General features: G+C 64.0%; 15 protein-coding genes. 4 read left to right on the top strand and 11 right to left on the bottom strand.

Annotated features, from left to right (window positions below):
- Nucleotides 1-23 precede the first annotated feature (23 nt).
- The 11 genes from ACIPZF_RS21535 to ACIPZF_RS21485 form a co-directional block, all read right to left on the bottom strand.
- Nucleotides 24-728, bottom strand: coding sequence for a TetR/AcrR family transcriptional regulator (locus ACIPZF_RS21535; protein ID WP_400803074.1), 705 nt, complete (start codon nucleotides 726-728; stop codon nucleotides 24-26).
- A 189-nt stretch (nucleotides 729-917) separates the two neighbouring features.
- Complete coding sequence (gene lysS / locus ACIPZF_RS21530) at nucleotides 918-2,420, bottom strand: lysine--tRNA ligase (RefSeq protein ID WP_400802963.1); 1,503 nt, start codon at nucleotides 2,418-2,420, stop codon at nucleotides 918-920.
- 93 nt (nucleotides 2,421-2,513) lie between these two features.
- A protein-coding gene (gene prfB / locus ACIPZF_RS21525) for a peptide chain release factor 2 (RefSeq protein WP_400802960.1) occupies nucleotides 2,514-3,609 on the bottom strand; the annotation gives its coding sequence in 2 pieces (ribosomal slippage) (nucleotides 2,514-3,536 and nucleotides 3,538-3,609; 1,095 coding nt in all).
- 92 nt (nucleotides 3,610-3,701) lie between these two features.
- Entirely contained in the window at nucleotides 3,702-4,706 is a 1,005-nt protein-coding gene (wspR, locus tag ACIPZF_RS21520; protein WP_400802958.1) for a Wsp signal transduction system regulator diguanylate cyclase WspR, read from the bottom strand.
- Nucleotides 4,707-4,757: 51 nt separating this feature from the next.
- On the bottom strand, nucleotides 4,758-5,771 hold the full coding sequence (locus tag ACIPZF_RS21515; RefSeq protein ID WP_400802956.1) for a chemotaxis response regulator protein-glutamate methylesterase: 1,014 nt from the start codon (nucleotides 5,769-5,771) through the stop codon (nucleotides 4,758-4,760).
- Nucleotides 5,768-8,035 carry a hybrid sensor histidine kinase/response regulator gene (locus ACIPZF_RS21510; RefSeq protein WP_400802953.1) on the bottom strand — a complete coding sequence of 756 codons (2,268 nt, stop codon included), beginning with the start codon at nucleotides 8,033-8,035 and terminating at the stop codon, nucleotides 5,768-5,770. Before ACIPZF_RS21510 ends, ACIPZF_RS21515 begins: the two co-directional genes overlap by 4 nt.
- Complete coding sequence (locus ACIPZF_RS21505; protein ID WP_400802951.1) at nucleotides 8,032-8,697, bottom strand: chemotaxis protein CheW; 666 nt, start codon at nucleotides 8,695-8,697, stop codon at nucleotides 8,032-8,034. The genes ACIPZF_RS21510 and ACIPZF_RS21505 overlap by 4 nt, the downstream gene beginning before the upstream one ends.
- Entirely contained in the window at nucleotides 8,694-9,950 is a 1,257-nt protein-coding gene (locus ACIPZF_RS21500; protein WP_400802948.1) for a CheR family methyltransferase, read from the bottom strand. Before ACIPZF_RS21500 ends, ACIPZF_RS21505 begins: the two co-directional genes overlap by 4 nt.
- A complete protein-coding gene (locus ACIPZF_RS21495) occupies nucleotides 9,947-10,453 on the bottom strand; it encodes a chemotaxis protein CheW (RefSeq protein WP_400802945.1) in 507 nt (168 codons plus the stop codon). The genes ACIPZF_RS21500 and ACIPZF_RS21495 overlap by 4 nt, the downstream gene beginning before the upstream one ends.
- Nucleotides 10,454-10,458: 5 nt before the next feature.
- Complete coding sequence (locus ACIPZF_RS21490; RefSeq protein ID WP_400802943.1) at nucleotides 10,459-12,081, bottom strand: methyl-accepting chemotaxis protein; 1,623 nt, start codon at nucleotides 12,079-12,081, stop codon at nucleotides 10,459-10,461.
- A gap of 126 nt (nucleotides 12,082-12,207) precedes the next feature.
- Nucleotides 12,208-12,894, bottom strand: coding sequence for a tellurite resistance TerB family protein (locus ACIPZF_RS21485; RefSeq protein WP_400802940.1), 687 nt, complete (start codon nucleotides 12,892-12,894; stop codon nucleotides 12,208-12,210).
- A 175-nt stretch (nucleotides 12,895-13,069) separates the two neighbouring features.
- On the opposite strand from ACIPZF_RS21485, the gene ydcS reads away from it, so the two are divergent.
- The 4 genes from ydcS (at nucleotide 13,070) to ACIPZF_RS21465 (ending at nucleotide 17,111) form a co-directional block, all read left to right on the top strand.
- Nucleotides 13,070-14,221: a putative ABC transporter substrate-binding protein YdcS gene (gene ydcS, locus ACIPZF_RS21480; protein WP_400802938.1), complete on the top strand. Its 1,152-nt coding sequence runs from the start codon at nucleotides 13,070-13,072 to the stop codon at nucleotides 14,219-14,221.
- A 140-nt stretch (nucleotides 14,222-14,361) separates the two neighbouring features.
- The gene (locus tag ACIPZF_RS21475; RefSeq protein ID WP_400802936.1) at nucleotides 14,362-15,402 is read left to right on the top strand and encodes an ABC transporter ATP-binding protein; all 1,041 of its coding nucleotides are present in this window, start codon (nucleotides 14,362-14,364) and stop codon (nucleotides 15,400-15,402) included.
- 1 nt (nucleotide 15,403) lies between these two features.
- The gene (locus tag ACIPZF_RS21470) at nucleotides 15,404-16,315 is read left to right on the top strand and encodes an ABC transporter permease (protein WP_400802934.1); all 912 of its coding nucleotides are present in this window, start codon (nucleotides 15,404-15,406) and stop codon (nucleotides 16,313-16,315) included.
- Nucleotides 16,305-17,111: an ABC transporter permease gene (locus tag ACIPZF_RS21465; RefSeq protein WP_063911465.1), complete on the top strand. Its 807-nt coding sequence runs from the start codon at nucleotides 16,305-16,307 to the stop codon at nucleotides 17,109-17,111. Before ACIPZF_RS21470 ends, ACIPZF_RS21465 begins: the two co-directional genes overlap by 11 nt.
- The last annotated feature ends 11 nt before the right edge of the window (nucleotides 17,112-17,122 follow it).

Below are 17,122 nucleotides of genomic sequence, written 5' to 3'. Positions count from 1 at the left end.
CTCCTTGAAAGTTCGTTCTCAGCTCAGGCCGATGCCAGCACCAAATGCAGGTAACGGCTAAGCATAGCGAGCATCTGCCCATCGGCTTGCGCATCAGCATCCTTGAGCAGGCCCTGATATTCCATCTGCTCGATAATCGCCGTCAACATCTGGGCATCCTGTTCCGGTTGCTGCGAGCCCACTACTTGCAACAGCTGCCGTGTGCCGTGCAGCAGAATCTGCTCGTGGGCGCGCACCAACTCGGCCAGTCGCGGGCACAGCAACGCTTCCTGGCGGAAGGCCTGCTCGGCCATCAGGAAGTCGCGGCGGTTCAACAACTGCCGGGAAACATAGTCGGCGGTCATGCGCGCCACTTCGTCGGCCAGGCGCGCCCGCGATTGCGCACTGCCGTCACCTTGGGCGAGCAGCTGGCGCAGCACCACCTCGGTGTTGGCCCACAGCTTGGCCATATAGGCGGCGCTGCGCTCGACGTATTGAGCGAAGGTATCGGTGAGCAGGTCCTCGATATCCTTGAAGTAGTAGGTGGTGGCCGAAAGAGGCACTCCGGCCTCGGCAGCCACTGCGCGGTGGCGCACGCCGCGCACGCCATCACGCACGACGATGCGCATGGCGGCGTCGAGGATCAGCTGGCGGCGTTGTTCGCTGCCTTGGCGAGCGGTCTTGCGGCCCTGGTATTGCACGCTTTCGGCGACGGCGGTGGCGATGCCGGCGGCGCCCTGGTGAGGCATGGCGGGAGTCACGGGTTACCTCATAGACAGTGGTTTGTCAGTGCCGGCCTCTTCGCGGGGCAAGCCCGCTCCCACAGGGTAAAACACCAACTGTGTGGGAGCGGGCTTGCCCCGCGAAGAGGCCGGCACAGCCAATACAAGTGTACAGGCAAGAAAAAGCCGCCCCGAAAGGCGGCTTGTTCAATTCACTCAGGCCTGTGGACGCATGTGCGGGAACAGGATCACATCGCGAATCGACGGCGAGTTGGTCAGCAGCATCACCAGGCGGTCAATGCCGATGCCTTCACCGGCAGTCGGCGGCATGCCGTACTCCAGGGCGCGGACGAAGTCGGCGTCGTAGTGCATGGCTTCGTCGTCGCCGGCGTCCTTCTCGGCCACCTGGGCCAGGAAGCGCTCGGCCTGGTCTTCGGCGTCGTTGAGCTCGGAGTAGGCGTTAGCGATCTCGCGGCCACCGATGAACAGCTCGAAGCGGTCGGTCACGGCCGGGTTTTCGTCGTTGCGGCGGGCCAGCGGCGAGACTTCGAACGGGTACTCGGTAATGAAGTGCGGCTGCTCCAGCTTGTGCTCGACCAGCTCTTCGAAAATCATCACCTGCAACTTGCCCAGGCCTTCATGGCCGAGCACCTTGGCGCCGGCTTGCTTGGCGATGGCGCGGGCCTTGTCGACGTCCTGCAGGTCGGCGGCGGTCAGCTCGGGGTTGTACTTGAGGATCGAGTCGAACACCGACAGGCGCACGAACGGCTCGCCGAAGTGGAACACCTTGTCGCCGTACGGCACGTCGGTGCTGCCCAGTACCAGCTGCGCCAGCTCGCGGAACAGCTCTTCGGTGAGGTCCATGTTGTCGTTGTAGTCGGCGTAGGCCTGGTAGAACTCGAGCATGGTGAACTCGGGGTTGTGCCGGGTCGAAACGCCTTCGTTACGGAAGTTGCGGTTGATCTCGAAGACCTTCTCGAAGCCACCGACCACCAGACGCTTGAGGTACAGCTCTGGCGCGATGCGCAGGAACATGGCCATGTCCAGGGCATTGTGGTGGGTTTCGAACGGCTTGGCCGCAGCGCCGCCAGGAATGGTCTGCAGCATCGGCGTTTCGACTTCGAGGAAGTCGCGCTCGATGAGGAACTTGCGGATGTGCGAGATCACCTGCGAACGCACACGGAAGGTGTGGCGGGTTTCTTCGTTGACCATCAGGTCGACGTAGCGCTGGCGGTAGCGCTGCTCGGTGTCGGTCAGGCCGTGGTGCTTGTCCGGCAGCGGGCGCAGCGACTTGGTCAGCAGGCGCACGTTGGTCATTTCGACGTACAGGTCGCCCTTGCCGGAACGGGCCAGGGTGCCTTCGGCGGCGATGATGTCGCCCAGGTCCCAGGTCTTGACCGCCGCCAGGGTCTCTTCCGGCAGGGTCTTGCGGTTGACGTAGACCTGGATGCGCCCGGTCATGTCCTGGATGACCATGAACGAGCCACGGTTGAGCATGATGCGACCGGCGACCTTGACCGGGATCGCTGCAGCTTCCAGCTCTTCCTTGGTCTTGTCCGCGTACTGTTTCTGCAGGTCGTTGCAGTAGCTGTCGCGGCGGAAGTCGTTGGGGAAGGCCTGACCCTTCTCGCGCTCGGCGGCAAGCTTTTCCTTGCGCAGGGCGATCAGGGTGTTTTCTTCCTGTTGCAGGTCTTGCGATTCGGTCTTGAGGTCGCTCATGTCGTCATTCTTTCCATCAGGTATTCGTTGCCCTTTTCGGGCAGGGCACGCGATGCCGGCGGTCGGCCAGGCATCGCGGCGGTGGTGTGCGGCTTACAGCCCCTGCTTGAGGCTCGCTTCCAGGTACTGGTCGATGTCGCCGTCCAGCACCTTGTTGCAGTCGCTGCGCTCGACGCCGGTACGCAGGTCCTTGATACGCGAGTCATCCAGCACGTAGGAGCGGATCTGGTGGCCCCAGCCGATGTCCGACTTGCTGTCTTCCAGCGCCTGGGAAGCGGCGTTGCGCTTCTGCATTTCCAGCTCGTACAACTTGGCCCGCAGCATTTTCATGGCGGTGTCCTTGTTGGCGTGCTGCGAACGTTCGTTCTGGCAAGCCACCACGGTGTTGGTCGGCACGTGGGTGATACGCACTGCCGAGTCGGTGGTGTTGACGTGCTGACCACCGGCACCGGAGGAGCGGTAGGTGTCGATGCGCAGGTCGGACGGGTTGATGTCGATCTCGACCTTGTCGTCGATCTCAGGCGATACGAACACTGCCGAGAACGAGGTGTGGCGACGGGCACCGGAGTCGAACGGGCTCTTGCGCACCAAACGGTGCACGCCGATTTCGGTACGCAGCCAGCCAAAGGCGTACTCGCCCTTGATGTGCACGGTAGCGCCCTTGATGCCGGCGACTTCGCCTTCGGACAGTTCGATGATGGTGGCGTCGAAACCGCGCTTGTCGGCCCAGCGCAGGTACATGCGCAGCAGGATGTTGGCCCAGTCCTGCGCTTCGGTACCGCCGGAGCCGGCCTGGATGTCCAGGTAGGCGTTGTTCGGGTCCATCTCGCCGCTGAACATGCGACGGAACTCAAGCTGGGCCAGTTTTTCTTCCAGGCCTTCCAGCTCGGTCACGACGTCGCTTACGGCGCCTTCATCGTCTTCCTCGACGGCCATGTCGAGCAGGTCCTGGCAATCAGCCAGGCCGCCGGACATCTTGTCCAGGGTCTCGACGACCTGTGCCAGCATGGCGCGCTCACGGCCCAAGGCCTGGGCGTACTCGGGTTTGTTCCACACGGCCGGGTCTTCCAGCTCGCGGTTGACTTCGATCAGGCGGTCAGCTTTTTGATCGTAGTCAAAGATACCCCCGAATGGACTGCGAACGCTCGGTGAGGTCCTTGATGGTGTTCAGAATCGGTTGGATTTCCATGGGCGCGGGGCTCTCGTACGAATTCGGTGAAAAGCCCGCGAGTATAACCGATCCAGGGAGCAGCGGCAGCCCGTTGGGCAGCCGCTTCTGCCTCAGGCGATGCCGACCTGATTACGCCCGCTGTTCTTGGCCAGGTACAACCCCTTGTCGGCCGCAGAAATGAGCTGCCGGCAATGGCTGCCGACCGCCGGTGTCTGCGTTGCCAGGCCAATGCTCACGCTCAGGCGCGAATCTTCCTGGGGCGCGGTATGCGGGATATTCAGCCCATGCACGGACTGGCGCAGTTTTTCGGCTACCAGCCGCGCGCCACCCGGCGAGGTGTTGGGCAGCACCAGGGCGAACTCCTCGCCACCATAGCGTGCAGGGAGGTCGGTGGGCCGCTGGCAGGAGCTGCGGATGCACTCGGCCACTTGCCGCAAGGCCTCGTCCCCCGCCAGGTGGCCGAAGCTGTCGTTGTAGACCTTGAAGTAGTCGACATCGATCATCAGCAGCGACAACTGTTGCTGTTCGCGCATGGCCCGGCGCCATTCGAGCTCCAGGTACTCGTCGAAGTGGCGGCGGTTGGACAGCCCGGTGAGGCCGTCGGAGTTCATCAGCCGCTGCAGCATCAGGTTGGTATCGAGCAATTGCTGCTGGCTGACGCGCAGCGCGCGATAGGCCTCGTCGCGCTGCAGCAGGGTGAGGTACGAGCGCGAGTGGTAGCGGATGCGCGCCACCAGTTCGATGGTGTCCGGCAGCTTGACCAGATAGTCGTTGGCCCCGGCGGCGAAGGCCGCGCTCTTGACCAGTGGATCTTCCTTGGTCGACAGGACGATGATCGGGATGTCCTGGGTAGCCGGGTTGTTGCGATACTCGCGCACCAGGGTCAGGCCGTCGAGGCCGGGCATGATCAGGTCCTGCAGGATCACCGTAGGCTTGATGCGCATGGCCTGGGCCACGGCCTGGTGCGGGTCGGCGCAGAAGTGGAAGTCGATGTTCTCCTCGTGGGCCAGGCCACGGCGCACCGCTTCGCCGATCATCGCCTGATCGTCGACCAGCAAGACCATGGCCGAATTTTCATTGGCGGTCGCAAAACCTTCGATCGGTAGATCAGTCATTCGTTTTCACCTGATCACGGCCGCACGGGCGGGGTGATTCGTTACATAGCGTCATTTTGCAAAGAGCTCCATCAAACGCCCGGCGATTCGCTCCAGCGGACGGATTTCCACCGCCGCGTCGATTGCCGCGGCGGCCTTGGGCATGCCATAGACTGCGCTGCTGGACTGGTCCTGAGCAATGGTCAGAAAGCCCTGCTGGCGCATCAGTTTCAGGCCCTGGGCGCCATCGCGGCCCATGCCGGTGAGCAGCACGCCCACGGCTTCGCCGCGCCAATAGCGCGCCACGCTCTCGAAAAACACATCGATAGAGGGCCGGTAGATTTCGTTGACAGGTTCGGCAGTGTAGGCCAACTGGCCGTTTTGCAGCAGCCGGATATGGTGGTTGGTACCCGCCAGCAATACCTGCCCTGGCTGTGGCGGCTCGCCTTCCCGGGCCAGACGCACCGGCAGCCCGCTGGCGCTGGCGAGCCACTCGGCCATGCCGGCGGCGAATACCTGGTCGACATGCTGGACCAGCACGATCGACGCCGGAAACGCCTTGGGCAAGGCTTTGAGCAACACCTCCAGCGCCGCTGGCCCGCCCGCCGACGAGCCGATCGCCACCAGGCCTTTGCACTGCGCAGCATCACGTAAGGGGGCAGCGACCGGCTTGGTCGCGCTGGGCCGCTGCTGGCCGATCAACCAGCTGATGTTGAGGATCTTGCGCAACAGCGGCGCCGCTGCCTCGCGCGCATCCCCGGCACCCAGGGCCGGGGTATCGACCACATCCAGCGCGCCATGGCCCATGGCCTCGAACACCCGGTGCACGTTCTGCTTGCGGTCGACGGTGACGATGACGATGGCGCACGGCGTCTCGGCCATGATCCGCCGGGTCGCCTCGACGCCATCCATCACTGGCATGATCAGGTCCATGAGAATCAGGTCAGGCGTGGCGTCGGCACACTGGCGCACGGCCTCGGCGCCATTGCCGGCCACCCAGATCACCTCGTGCGCAGGCTCGAAGGCCAAGGCCCGGCGTAATGCCTCTACCGCCATGGGCATATCGTTGACGATGGCGATCTTCATCCTTGAGCATCTCCGATCAGTTCTACCACGGCATCCAGCAACGCATCATCATGGAAGCTGGCCTTTGCCAAATAGTAGTCGGCGCCAGCGTCCAGGCCACGCCGTCGATCCTCCTCACGGTCCTTGTACGACACCACCATCACCGGCAGTGACTGCAGGCGCTGGTCGCGTCGCACCAGGGTGACCAGCTCGATACCGTCCATGCGCGGCATGTCGATGTCGGTGATCAGCATGTCGAAATCTTCACTGCGCAGCGCGTTCCAGCCGTCCATGCCATCGACCGCCACGGCCACTTCGAAGCCTCGGTTGCTCAGCAGCTTGCGTTGCAGTTCGCGCACGGTCAGCGAATCGTCGACCACCAGGATGCGCTTGCGGCTGGCCCCGCGGCCGCCTTGCGCGCCACGTTCGATACGCTCCAGGCGGCCGGTGGTGAGCAATTTTTCGACCGAGCGCAGCAGGTCTTCGACGTCGACGATCAGCACCACCGAACCGTCGTCCAGAAGCGCTCCTGCGGAGATGTCCTGGACCTTGCCCAGGCGCGGGTCGAGCGGCATTACCACCAGCACCCGCTCGCCGATCAGGCGCTCCACGGCCACGCCGTACAGCTGTTCGCGCTCGCGGATCACAACCACCCGCAAGCTGCTTTCATTGCCTGGCGCGGTCGGCCGGTTGAGCAGCTGGCTGGCCGCGACCAGGCCGATATGCCGGCCTTCGTGCCAGAAATGCTGACGCCCCTCGATCTGCACGATCTGCTCGGCCGTCACCTCCACAGTGCGCTCGATATGCGCCAGCGGGAACGCATAGGCTTCACCGCCCACTTGCACCACCAGGCTGCGCACCACCGACAGGGTCAGCGGCACTTCCAGGTGGAAGCAGCAACCCACACCTGCCTGCTGAGTCAGCTCGATCGAGCCGCGCAAGTCACGGACCATATGCTGCACGGCATCCAGGCCAACGCCGCGGCCGGACACTTCGGTCACCTTGTCGCGCATGCTGAAGCCGGGCAGGAACAGGAAGGTCAGCAGCTCTGCCTCGCTCATTTGCGCCACGGTTTCAGCCGGCGACAGGCCGCGCTGAACGATGCTGCGGCGCAGTCGCTCCAGATCGATGCCCGCGCCGTCATCGCTCAGCTCGAGGATCAGCATGCCGGCCTGATGCGAGGCGCGAAGGCGGATTGTGCCCTCCACCGGCTTGCCCGCCAGCAGGCGTTGTTCGGGCTGTTCGATGCCATGGTCAACCGCATTGCGCAGCAGATGGGTCAGCGGCGCTTCGAGCTTTTCCAGCACGTCGCGATCGACCTGGGTCTTGTCGCCGTCGATCTGCAGACGTACCTGCTTGCCCAACGAACGCCCCAAGTCACGGACCATGCGGCTCTGACCGGCAAGCACATCGGCGAACGGGCGCATGCGGCAGGCCAGCGCCGTGTCGTAGAGCAACTGGGCACGCTGGCTGGCCTGCCAGCCAAACTCGTCGAGATCGGCGGCCTGCTGTTGCAGAATCTGCTGGGTTTCTACCAGCAAACGTTGGGTCTGGGCCAAGGCGTCGAGCACCTCCACGCTCTGGCCGCTGTCTTCCAGTTGCGTCTTCAGGCCATCGAGGGCACGCATGCCCTGGCCGTGCATGCGTTTGAGGCGCTGCAGGGTGGCCAAGTACGGCTTGAGGCGCTGGGTCTCGACCAGCGACTTGCTCGACAGGTCAAGCAGGCTGTTGAGGCGGTCGGCGGTCACCCGCAAGACCCGCTCGCCGCCATCACCGCCGCGCTTGCCGGCCTTGCGCGGTGTTTGCACTTCAGGCTCGGGCTCAGGCTCGCTGATCACCGGTTCGACCAGGGGCATGACGGGCGGCGGCGGTAGCGCTGCTGGGACCGACGCGGCGGCGGGGTCGAGCAGGCCAGCCATCTGCGCCAGAAACGCTGGCACTGCCGCTTCACCCGCCGGATCCCCGGGGGTAGCGATATGCAACAGCAGATCGGTGCCGCGCAGCAGCGCATCGATGTGATCGGCGCGCAGTAGCAAGCGGCCTTCCTGCGCGGCCACCAGGCAATCTTCCATCACATGGGCCACGCTGACACCGGCATCGATGCCGACGATCCGTGCCGCGCCCTTCAGGGAGTGGGCCGCGCGCATGCAGGCTTCCAACTGGTCGGCCTGGGTCGGGTTGCGCTCAAGCGTCATCAGCCCGGCACTGAGCACCTGGGTCTGAGCTTCGGCCTCCAGGCTGAACAGTTCGAGCAACGATGCGTCGCGCATTTGCTCAGGGGTCATGACAGGCTCCGCTGCACGGCAGACAGTAATTGTTGATCGTCCAGCACCCGCACGCTGCGCCCACGCCACTGCAGTACCGCAGTGGTGAATGGCGCGGCGTCTTGCGTGGCACCGAGCAGGGCGGGGTCGAGACGATGGATACCGTCGATATCGTCAACTGCCAGCACCACCGCCCCACCCGCCGCCGCGAGAATCAGCAGGCGTGGCATCGCCCGACCGCCGTAAGGCTGCCCGGAAGCAGCGCTCATTCCCAACAGCTCGCTCAGCGAAAGGCACGGCACCAGGGCGCCCCGCACATTGGCCACCCCTTGCATCACCCGTGAACGCTGATGGGGCAAGGAATGCACCGACTGCACCGGGGCAATCTCGGCCAGGCAGGCAGTCGCCAGGGCCAGCCACTCATCCCCGAGACGGAACAAGAGCAACGAACGCCCTACATTGGCCTCAGGTTCTGCCGCTTGGTGAACGTGCTCGTCCTGGACCAGCGCGTAGCGGTCGAGCAGGCGCGTAGCTGCCCCAGCGTAGACGTCGCAGTTTCGACAATGGATATGCCGCTCCAACAGTGGGCACTGCTTGTCGCCGTGCACGCCGATACGGTTCCAGCAATCATCGATGTGCATGTCCTGTTGAGCGAGCAGCTCGATCGCGTGTTCGACATTCATCGCTCAGACTCCCGACCGGCGCGCAGCGCACGTTCCTGCAAGCGCCTGGCGCCAGCTTCGTCGCCCTGAGCCGCAAGCAGCATGGCCAGGTGCAAGAGTGCTTCAGGGTGCTGGGGCTCCAGGTACAGGGCTTTGCGGTAATGCGTCAGCGCCTGCCGGGCATCGCCTTCGGTATCGCTGAGCAGTCCCAGCCAGTAATACACCTGGGCCCTGGGTGCGAATTGCTGCAGGTAACGCTGGCAACTGGCTCTGGCCTGGGCGCTGTCACCGGCATTGGCCAGGCGGGCGATAGTGGCCAGCAACGCACTTTCACTATCACCCTGCGCGGCTGCAGGCGCAGCCACCGGGGCAGCGCGCGAAGGCCGCGTAACCGGAGCCGGCGTGGGCCTGTTCAGCGCAACGGGGACAGCGGGTACTGGCTGGCTACGCCGTGGCGGGACAGGCGCTGGCGGCGCATCGGCAGGCTGGCGAACATAGGCGAACGACTGGGCAATCCCCAGCGGGCGCATACCCAGCCGTGCCAGCAGGCTGCCCTCGGCCGGCCCTATGAACAGTACACCGTTCTCGTGGGTGAGGCATTTGAGCACTTCGAAGACCCGCTGTTGGGTAGGCACATCGAAGTAGATCAACAAGTTACGGCAGAACACGAAATCGTAGTAACCGTTGCGGCTGCCCAGCGCAGGGTCGAGCACGTTGCCCACGGTCAGGCTCACCTGCTCGCGCACGCGCTCGTCCAGCGCGTGGCCGTCATCGAGCGCGTGGAAGTGGCGCTCGCGAAAAGCCAGCTCACTGCCACGGAACGAGTTGCGCCCATAAACGGCCTGCACGCCCTTGGCCACCGAGTTGGGGCTGATGTCGATACCGTCGATGTGGAAAGATGTCGGGGTCATCCCGGCATCGAGCAGTGCCATGGCCAGCGAGTAAGGTTCTTCTCCCGTCGAGCATGGCAGGCTCAGCAAGCGCAGCGGCCGCTCGCCGGCCAGTTCGGCCAGGCGTTTCTGGGCCAGCCCGACCAAGGCGGTGAACGATTCCGGGTAACGGAAAAACCAGGTTTCCGGGACGATCACCGCTTCGATCAACGCCTGTTGTTCATCTGCCGATTGCTGCAGGCGCAGCCAGTAGTCGTGCAGGTCGACGGCATCGACCGCGACACAGCGCTGCTGCAGGGCGCGCTCGACCATGGGCACCCCGACCGAGTCGACATCCAGGCCGATGCGCTCTTGCAGGAAGCGGAAGAACCGTTGCTCGCTCATGCCGGCACCTGCCCAGGCTCGCGGGGAAACAGCAGTTCGCGCACGGCAGCGGGCAGCAAGTCATCGACTTCGATGCGCTGCAGCAGGCCATTGGTGTCCTGACGAACCGGGCCCAGATAACGCGCTTCACCATTGTCCAGGCCGTAAGGCTGGAACTCATCGGCGGGGCAGCGCAGGGTTTCGGTGGCCTGTTCGAGGATCAAGCCCAACTGGTGCTCACCTTGATAACGTACCAGCACCAGGCGAGTGCTGGTGCGCTCGGCTGCCGGCTGGGCGAAGCTCAGGGCCGACAGGTCGACCACCGGCACCAGCACGCCCCGGTGGGCGACGATACCGGCGACCCAGGCCGGGGCCTGGGCGATCGGCTTGAGTGGCCGGCGCGGCAGCACTTCGATCACCTCGCGCACGTCGAGGGCGAAGCGTTGCTGGTTGAGACGAAACTGCAGGTACAGCGTGCCCTTGGCGCTGGCCGCTGCAACCGGATGTAGAGGCTGGTCGGTCATGGCAGTCAGACTTTGAAGCGCGACACACCGCCGCGCAGGCCTGCGGCCACCTGGCTCAACTCGTCGATGGCGAAGCTGGCCTGGCGCAGCGACTCGACCGTCTGGGTACTGGCATCGCTTAGCTGGGCCAGCGCCTGGTTGATCTGCTCGGCACCGGTGGCCTGGGCCTGCATGCCTTCGTTTACCATCAGCACGCGCGGCGCCAGCGCCTGTACCTGATGGATGATCTGGGTCAGTTGCTCACCCACCTGCTGCACCTCGAACATGCCGCGGCGCACCTCTTCGGAGAACTTGTCCATGCCCATGACCCCAGCCGATACCGCCGACTGGATCTCGCGCACCATCTGCTCGATGTCATAGGTGGCCACGGCGGTCTGGTCGGCCAGGCGGCGCACTTCGGTGGCCACCACGGAGAAGCCGCGCCCGTATTCACCGGCCTTTTCCGCCTCGATGGCGGCGTTCAGCGACAGCAGGTTGGTCTGGTCGGCGACCTTGACGATGGTCACCACCACCTGGGTGATGTTGCTGGCTTTTTCATTGAGGATCGCCAGCTTGGCGTTGACCAGGTCGGCGGCGCCCATCACCTGGTGCATGGTGTCTTCCATGCGCGCCAGGCCCTGCTGGCCGGAGCCGGCCAGGCTCGACGCCTGGTCGGCGGCGCTGGTGACCTCGGTCATGGTGCGCACCAGGTCGCGTGAAGTGGCGGCAATCTCGCGCGAGGTGGCGCCGATTTCAGTGGTGGTTGCGGCAGTTTCGGTGGCGGTAGCCTGCTGCTGCTTGGAGGTGGCGGCAATTTCCGTGACCGAGGTGGTTACCTGCACCGACGAGCGCTGGGCCTGCGACACCAGGTTGGCCAGCGCCTCGGCCATTTCGTTGAAGCCGCTTTCGATGGCGCCGAATTCGTCCTTGCGGTCCAGGCTCAGGCGCATGCTCAGGTCACCCGAACGTAATTTATCCAGGGCATGCACCACACGCTGCACGGGGGCAGTGATGGCGCGCATCAGCAGCAGGCCGCAGATACCGGCGGCAACGATTGCCAGCAGCAGCGAGACGACCATGCTGCCCTTGGCGGTGCTCACAGCACTGACGATTTCGTGAGTGGCAGCGTCGGCCGATTCGCGGTTGTATTCGATCACCGCGTTGAGGTGCTTGCGGCCATCCACCCAGGCTGGGGTGAGCGCATCCTTGATCAGCCGCTCGGCTTCGGCATAGTCGTGTCGACGGTAGGCTTCGAGGACCTGGTCGACGATATGGGTGTAGTTCTCCTGCATCTGGATGAAGGTGTCGAACCGCGCCTGGTCATCCTTGTCCTGGATGGTTTGTTGGTAACTCGCCATATGCTGTTTGAGGCGGTCTTCGAAGCTTTTGAATAGCTCCATGTCGGCGGCGGTGATCTCGCGATGGTCGGACAACCCCACCAGTTGCTGGCTGGTGACGTAACTGTCGACCCAGGCGCTACGGATCATCGAGCTGTAATAGACCCCGGGAATGCTGTCGGTACCTACGGCCTCCTCGGCACTTTCGATCGCCACCAGCCGCGAGTAGGCGGCCACGATCATCAGCAGCATGATGGCGATGATCACGGCGAAACTTGCCAGGATCCGTTGGCGCAAGGTCCAGTTCTTCACATTCAGCCCTCAGGAATTCACAACGAGCGGGAAAAATCGCCGAAGTATAGCCCAGGCTTCCTACGCTTTTGCGGCTGAATAGAGGGTATTCAGGCATCCTTGCCTGATGGACAGGCCATTTATCCGTTATTGGCCCACGGCAAGTCGGGCCTGGCTCTCCAGTTCCTGGCGCAGTGCCGGGTCCAGGCGCAACTGGCGGGCCAGTTCGTCCAGGTAGGCGCGCTCCATGAAGTTCTGCTCATCGACCATCATCAGGCTGGCCAGGTACATCTCGGCGGCCATCTCCGGCGTTTGCGCGGCACGGGCCACTTCGGCAGGGTCCAGCGGTTTGTTCAGTTCGGTATGAAGCCAGTGCTGCAGCTCGCGGTCGCTGTCCAGGCGCGTGAACTCGCCTTCGATCAACTCGCGCTCGCGCTCGTCGATATGGCCATCGGACTTGGCCGCCGCCACCAGCGCCCGCAAGACCGCCTGGCTATGCACTTCGGCCTGGGCCGGCGGCAGGCGATCGAGGGTTTGCGGCTCAACCGCCTGCCCTGCGCCCTGGCGCGCCTGCCAGTTGCCGTAGGCCTTGTAAGCCAGCACACCGAGCGCGGCCAGCCCGCCATAGGTAATGACTTTGCCACCGTACTTGCGGGCCTTCTTGCTGCCCAGCAGCAAGCCGATGGCGCCAGCCCCCAACGCCCCGCCGCCGGCACCTGAAAGCAAGCCTCCGAGGCCCTTGCCAGCTGGCGCGGACTTGCCCGCGCCAGCCTGTTTGTTGAGCAGTTCCTGGCCAGATTTGAGCAATTGATCGAGCAGGCCCCGAGTGTTCATTCGCATGTCTCCACGCTGCGGAAAGTAACGGCCAGAGTAAGGCCTGCCGGGTTCATGGCCACCCGTGGATTTGCTTCCAGATGTTGCATTAGCGGACAAAAAGCCAACTAGACTCGACAACGCGCAAGCGCACTACGCTTATGACATTCAAAGATCTCCAAGAAGAGGGAACACCATGTCAGTGCACAAGACCGCATTGCTCGGCGCCGTGACCGGCGCACTGCTGGCCAGCGCCGGCCTGCAGGCTGCCGAGCTGCCCAAGGCGCTGGGCGCCGGTGAAGGTCGCCTGGATATCGTCGCCTGGCCGGGCTACATCGAGCGCGGCGAGAGCGACAAGGCCTACGACTGGGTCACGGGTTTCGAGAAGGAAACCGGCTGCAAGGTGAGCGTCAAGACTGCGGCTACCTCCGATGAAATGGTCAGCCTGATGAACAAGGGTGGTTACGACCTGGTCACCGCCTCCGGCGATGCTTCGCTGCGCCTGATCGCCGGCAAGAAGGTGCAGCCGATCAACACCGCGCTGATCCCCAACTGGAAGAACCTCGACCCGCGCCTGCAGAATGGCGGCTGGTACGTGGTCGACCAGCAGGTCTACGGCACTCCGTACCAGTGGGGTCCGAACGTGTTGCTGTACAACACCACGGCCTTCAAGCAGGCGCCCACCAGCTGGAGCGTGGTGTTCGAACCCCAGGACCTGCCCGACGGCAAGCCGAACAAGGGCCGCGTGCAGGCCTATGACGGGCCGATCTACATTGCCGACGCAGCGTTGTACCTGAAGTCGGCCAAGCCGGAACTCGGCATTCAGGACCCCTACGAGCTGAACGAGGCCCAGTACAAGGCGGTACTCGAACTGCTGCGCCAACAGCAACCGCTGATCCACCGCTACTGGCATGACGCCACGGTGCAGATGAGCGATGTGAAGAACGAAGGCGTGGTCGCTTCCAGTTCCTGGGGCTACATGGTCAATGGCCTCAAGGCCGAGAACCAGCCGGTGGCCTCGACCATACCGAAGGAAGGCGCCACCGGCTGGGCCGACACCACCATGCTGCACAGCGAGGCCAAGCACCCCAACTGCGCCTATAAATGGATGGATTGGTCGCTGCAGCCGAAGGTGCAAGGCGATGTGGCGGCCTGGTTTGGTTCGCTGCCGGCAGTCCCGGCGGCGTGTACCGGCAGTGAGCTGCTCGGCGCCGAAGGCTGCAAGACCAATGGCTTCGACAACTTCGACAAGATCGCCTTCTGGAAGACTCCACAAGCCCAAGGCGGCAAGTTCGTGCCCTATAGCCGTTGGACGCAGGACTACATTGCGATTATGGGCGGGCGCTAAGTTCTAATGTGCCTGTACTGGCCTCTTCGCGGGGCAAGCCCGCTCCCACAGGTTTCTGCACACCCCTTGATATTTGTGGGAGCGGGCTTGCCCCGCGAAGAGGCCGGCACTGGCAGCACAAGTACAGCCGAGGACTGCCCATGCCCCTAGCCGTCCAGTTCACCCAGATATCCCGAACCTTCGGCGAGGTCAAGGCCGTCGACCAGGTCAGCATCGACATCATCGATGGCGAATTCTTCTCCATGCTCGGCCCCTCAGGCTCAGGCAAGACCACCTGCCTGCGCCTGATCGCCGGCTTCGAACAACCCAGCAGCGGCTCCATCCGTATCCATGGCATCGAAGCCGCCGGCGTGCCGCCCTATCAGCGCGACGTCAACACGGTATTCCAGGACTACGCACTGTTCCCGCACATGAACGTGCGCGACAACATCGCCTACGGCCTCAAGGTCAAGGGCGTGGCCAAGGCAGAACGCCATACGCGTGCCGAGGAAGCGCTGGTCATGGTCGCCCTGGCAGGTTATGGCGAGCGCAAACCGGCGCAGCTGTCAGGTGGCCAGCGCCAGCGCGTGGCCTTGGCGCGCGCCCTGGTCAATCGGCCACGGGTATTGTTGCTCGACGAACCACTCGGCGCACTCGACTTGAAACTGCGCGAGCAGATGCAGGGCGAGTTGAAGAAACTGCAGCGCCAGCTGGGCATCACCTTCATCTTCGTCACCCATGACCAGACCGAGGCGCTGTCGATGTCGGACCGAGTGGCGGTGTTCAACCGCGGTCGCATCGAACAGGTCGATACGCCCCGTAACCTGTACATGAAGCCGGCCACCACCTTTGTCGCCGAGTTCGTCGGCACCTCCAACGTGGTTCGCGGCGACCTGGCCGAACACCTCAGCGGCAGCCGCGCGCCCTTCTCCATCCGCCCCGAGCATATCCGCCTGCTGAGCGAAGCCGCAGTCGGCGACGGCGTGCAGATCAGCGGCCTGCTGCGCGACATCCAGTACCAAGGCAGCGCCACCCGCTATGAAGTACAACTGGACAGCGGCCAGCTGCTGGCGGTCAGCCAGGCCAACGACCGCTGGCAGGCGCAACCCCACGATTGGCAACCCGGCCAGCGGGTGAAGGCGCACTGGCCGCGCGAGGCGATGACGGCGTTGCAGGAAACCGTCCTGGCCGAGGGGCAGTGAGATGAGCCTCTTGCGCAGCATCTCCAATCTGCTCTACCGCCGCCCCAACCTGTATCTGCTGATGCTGTTGATTCCCCCGCTGATCTGGTTCGGCGCCATTTACCTGGGTTCGCTGCTCAACCTGCTGTGGCAAGGCTTCTATACCTTCGACGACTTCACCATGGCGGTGACCCCGCAACTGACCCTGGGCAACTTCGCCGCGCTGTTCAACCCGTCAAACTTCGACATCATCCTGCGTACTCTGACCATGGCCGTGGCGGTATCGCTTGCCAGCGCCGTGCTGGCGTTCCCAATCGCCTATTACATGGCGCGCTACACCAGCGGCAAGACCAAGGCCTTCTTCTACATCGCCGTGATGATGCCAATGTGGGCCAGCTACATCGTCAAGACCTATTCCTGGACCCTGCTGCTGGCCAAGGGCGGTGTGGCCCAGTGGTTCGTCCAGCAATTGCACCTCGAAGGGCTACTGCAGGCGCTGCTGACCGTGCCCGGCGTGGGCGGCAGCACGCTGTCGACTTCGCACCTGGGGCGTTTCATGGTGTTCGTGTACATCTGGCTGCCGTTCATGATCCTGCCGGTGCAGGCCGCGCTGGAGCGCCTGCCGCCTTCATTGCTGCAAGCCTCGGCAGACCTCGGCGCGCGGCCCGGGCAGACGTTCATGCAGGTGATCCTGCCGCTATCGATACCTGGCATCGCCGCCGGTTCGATCTTCACCTTCTCGCTGACGTTGGGTGACTTCATCGTGCCTCAGCTGATCGGCCCGCCGGGGTACTTCATCGGCAGCATGGTCTACGCCCAGCAAGGTGCGATCGGCAACATGCCGATGGCAGCAGCCTTCACTCTGGTGCCGATCGTGCTGATCGCGGTGTACCTGTCGATCGTCAAGCGCCTGGGGGCCTTCGATGCACTCTGAAAAAGCGTCCACGGGCCTGCGCCTGGCGGCCTGGGGTGGGCTGCTGTTCCTGCACTTCCCGATCCTGATCATCTTCCTGTACGCCTTCAACACCGAAGACGCAGCGTTCAGCTTTCCGCCCAAGGGCTTCACCCTCAAATGGTTCGCCGTGGCGTTTGCCCGCCCGGACGTGCTCGAAGCGATCAAGCTGTCACTGCAGGTGGCCTGCCTGGCCACGCTGATCGCGCTGGTGCTCGGCACACTGGCCTCGGCGGCGCTGTACCGGCGCAGCTTCTTTGGCAAGGAAAGCATCTCGCTGATGCTGATCCTGCCCATCGCCCTGCCCGGCATCATCACCGGCATCGCCTTGCTCTCGGCCTTCAAGACCCTGGGCATCGAGCCCGGCTTGTTCACCATCGTGGTCGGCCACGCGACCTTCTGCGTGGTGATCGTCTACAACAACGTGATCGCCCGCTTGCGGCGAACCTCGCAGAGCCTGATCGAAGCCTCGATGGACCTGGGCGCCGACGGCTGGCAGACCTTCCGCTACATCATCCTGCCAAACCTTGGTTCGGCGTTGCTGGCCGGCGGCATGCTGGCCTTCGCCCTGTCATTCGACGAAATCATCGTCACCACCTTCACCGCCGGCCACGAGCGCACCTTGCCGATCTGGCTGCTCAACCAGCTCAGCCGCCCGCGCGACGTGCCGGTGACCAACGTAGTGGCCATGCTGGTGATGCTGGTGACCATGCTGCCGATCCTCGGCGCCTACTACCTGACCCGCGGCGGTGAAAGCGTCGCGGGCAGCGGCAAATGACCTACAAGGAG

The organism is Pseudomonas sp. NPDC089752, from assembly GCF_044748725.1.
Taxonomy (GTDB): domain Bacteria; phylum Pseudomonadota; class Gammaproteobacteria; order Pseudomonadales; family Pseudomonadaceae; genus Aquipseudomonas.
The sequence above is the reverse complement of the archived record's forward strand: the minus strand, read 5'-3'. Positions and strand labels throughout refer to the sequence as shown.

Excerpts from the sequence above, each read along its gene's own strand:
- ACIPZF_RS21495 (WP_400802945.1), bottom strand. The coding sequence starts at position 10,453 with ATGACCGACCAGCCTCTACATCCGGTTGCAGCGGCCAGCGCCAAGGGC.
- ACIPZF_RS21485 (WP_400802940.1), bottom strand. The coding sequence starts at position 12,894 with ATGAACACTCGGGGCCTGCTCGATCAATTGCTCAAATCTGGCCAGGAA.
- ACIPZF_RS21510 (WP_400802953.1), bottom strand. The coding sequence starts at position 8,035 with ATGACCCCTGAGCAAATGCGCGACGCATCGTTGCTCGAACTGTTCAGC.
- ACIPZF_RS21465 (WP_063911465.1), top strand. The coding sequence starts at position 16,305 with ATGCACTCTGAAAAAGCGTCCACGGGCCTGCGCCTGGCGGCCTGGGGT.
- ACIPZF_RS21505 (WP_400802951.1), bottom strand. The coding sequence starts at position 8,697 with ATGAATGTCGAACACGCGATCGAGCTGCTCGCTCAACAGGACATGCAC.
- wspR (WP_400802958.1), bottom strand. The coding sequence starts at position 4,706 with ATGACTGATCTACCGATCGAAGGTTTTGCGACCGCCAATGAAAATTCG.
- ACIPZF_RS21475 (WP_400802936.1), top strand. The coding sequence starts at position 14,362 with ATGCCCCTAGCCGTCCAGTTCACCCAGATATCCCGAACCTTCGGCGAG.
- ACIPZF_RS21515 (WP_400802956.1), bottom strand. The coding sequence starts at position 5,771 with ATGAAGATCGCCATCGTCAACGATATGCCCATGGCGGTAGAGGCATTA.
- lysS (WP_400802963.1), bottom strand. The coding sequence starts at position 2,420 with ATGAGCGACCTCAAGACCGAATCGCAAGACCTGCAACAGGAAGAAAAC.
- ydcS (WP_400802938.1), top strand. The coding sequence starts at position 13,070 with ATGTCAGTGCACAAGACCGCATTGCTCGGCGCCGTGACCGGCGCACTG.
- ACIPZF_RS21470 (WP_400802934.1), top strand. The coding sequence starts at position 15,404 with ATGAGCCTCTTGCGCAGCATCTCCAATCTGCTCTACCGCCGCCCCAAC.
- ACIPZF_RS21535 (WP_400803074.1), bottom strand. The coding sequence starts at position 728 with ATGCCTCACCAGGGCGCCGCCGGCATCGCCACCGCCGTCGCCGAAAGC.
- ACIPZF_RS21500 (WP_400802948.1), bottom strand. The coding sequence starts at position 9,950 with ATGAGCGAGCAACGGTTCTTCCGCTTCCTGCAAGAGCGCATCGGCCTG.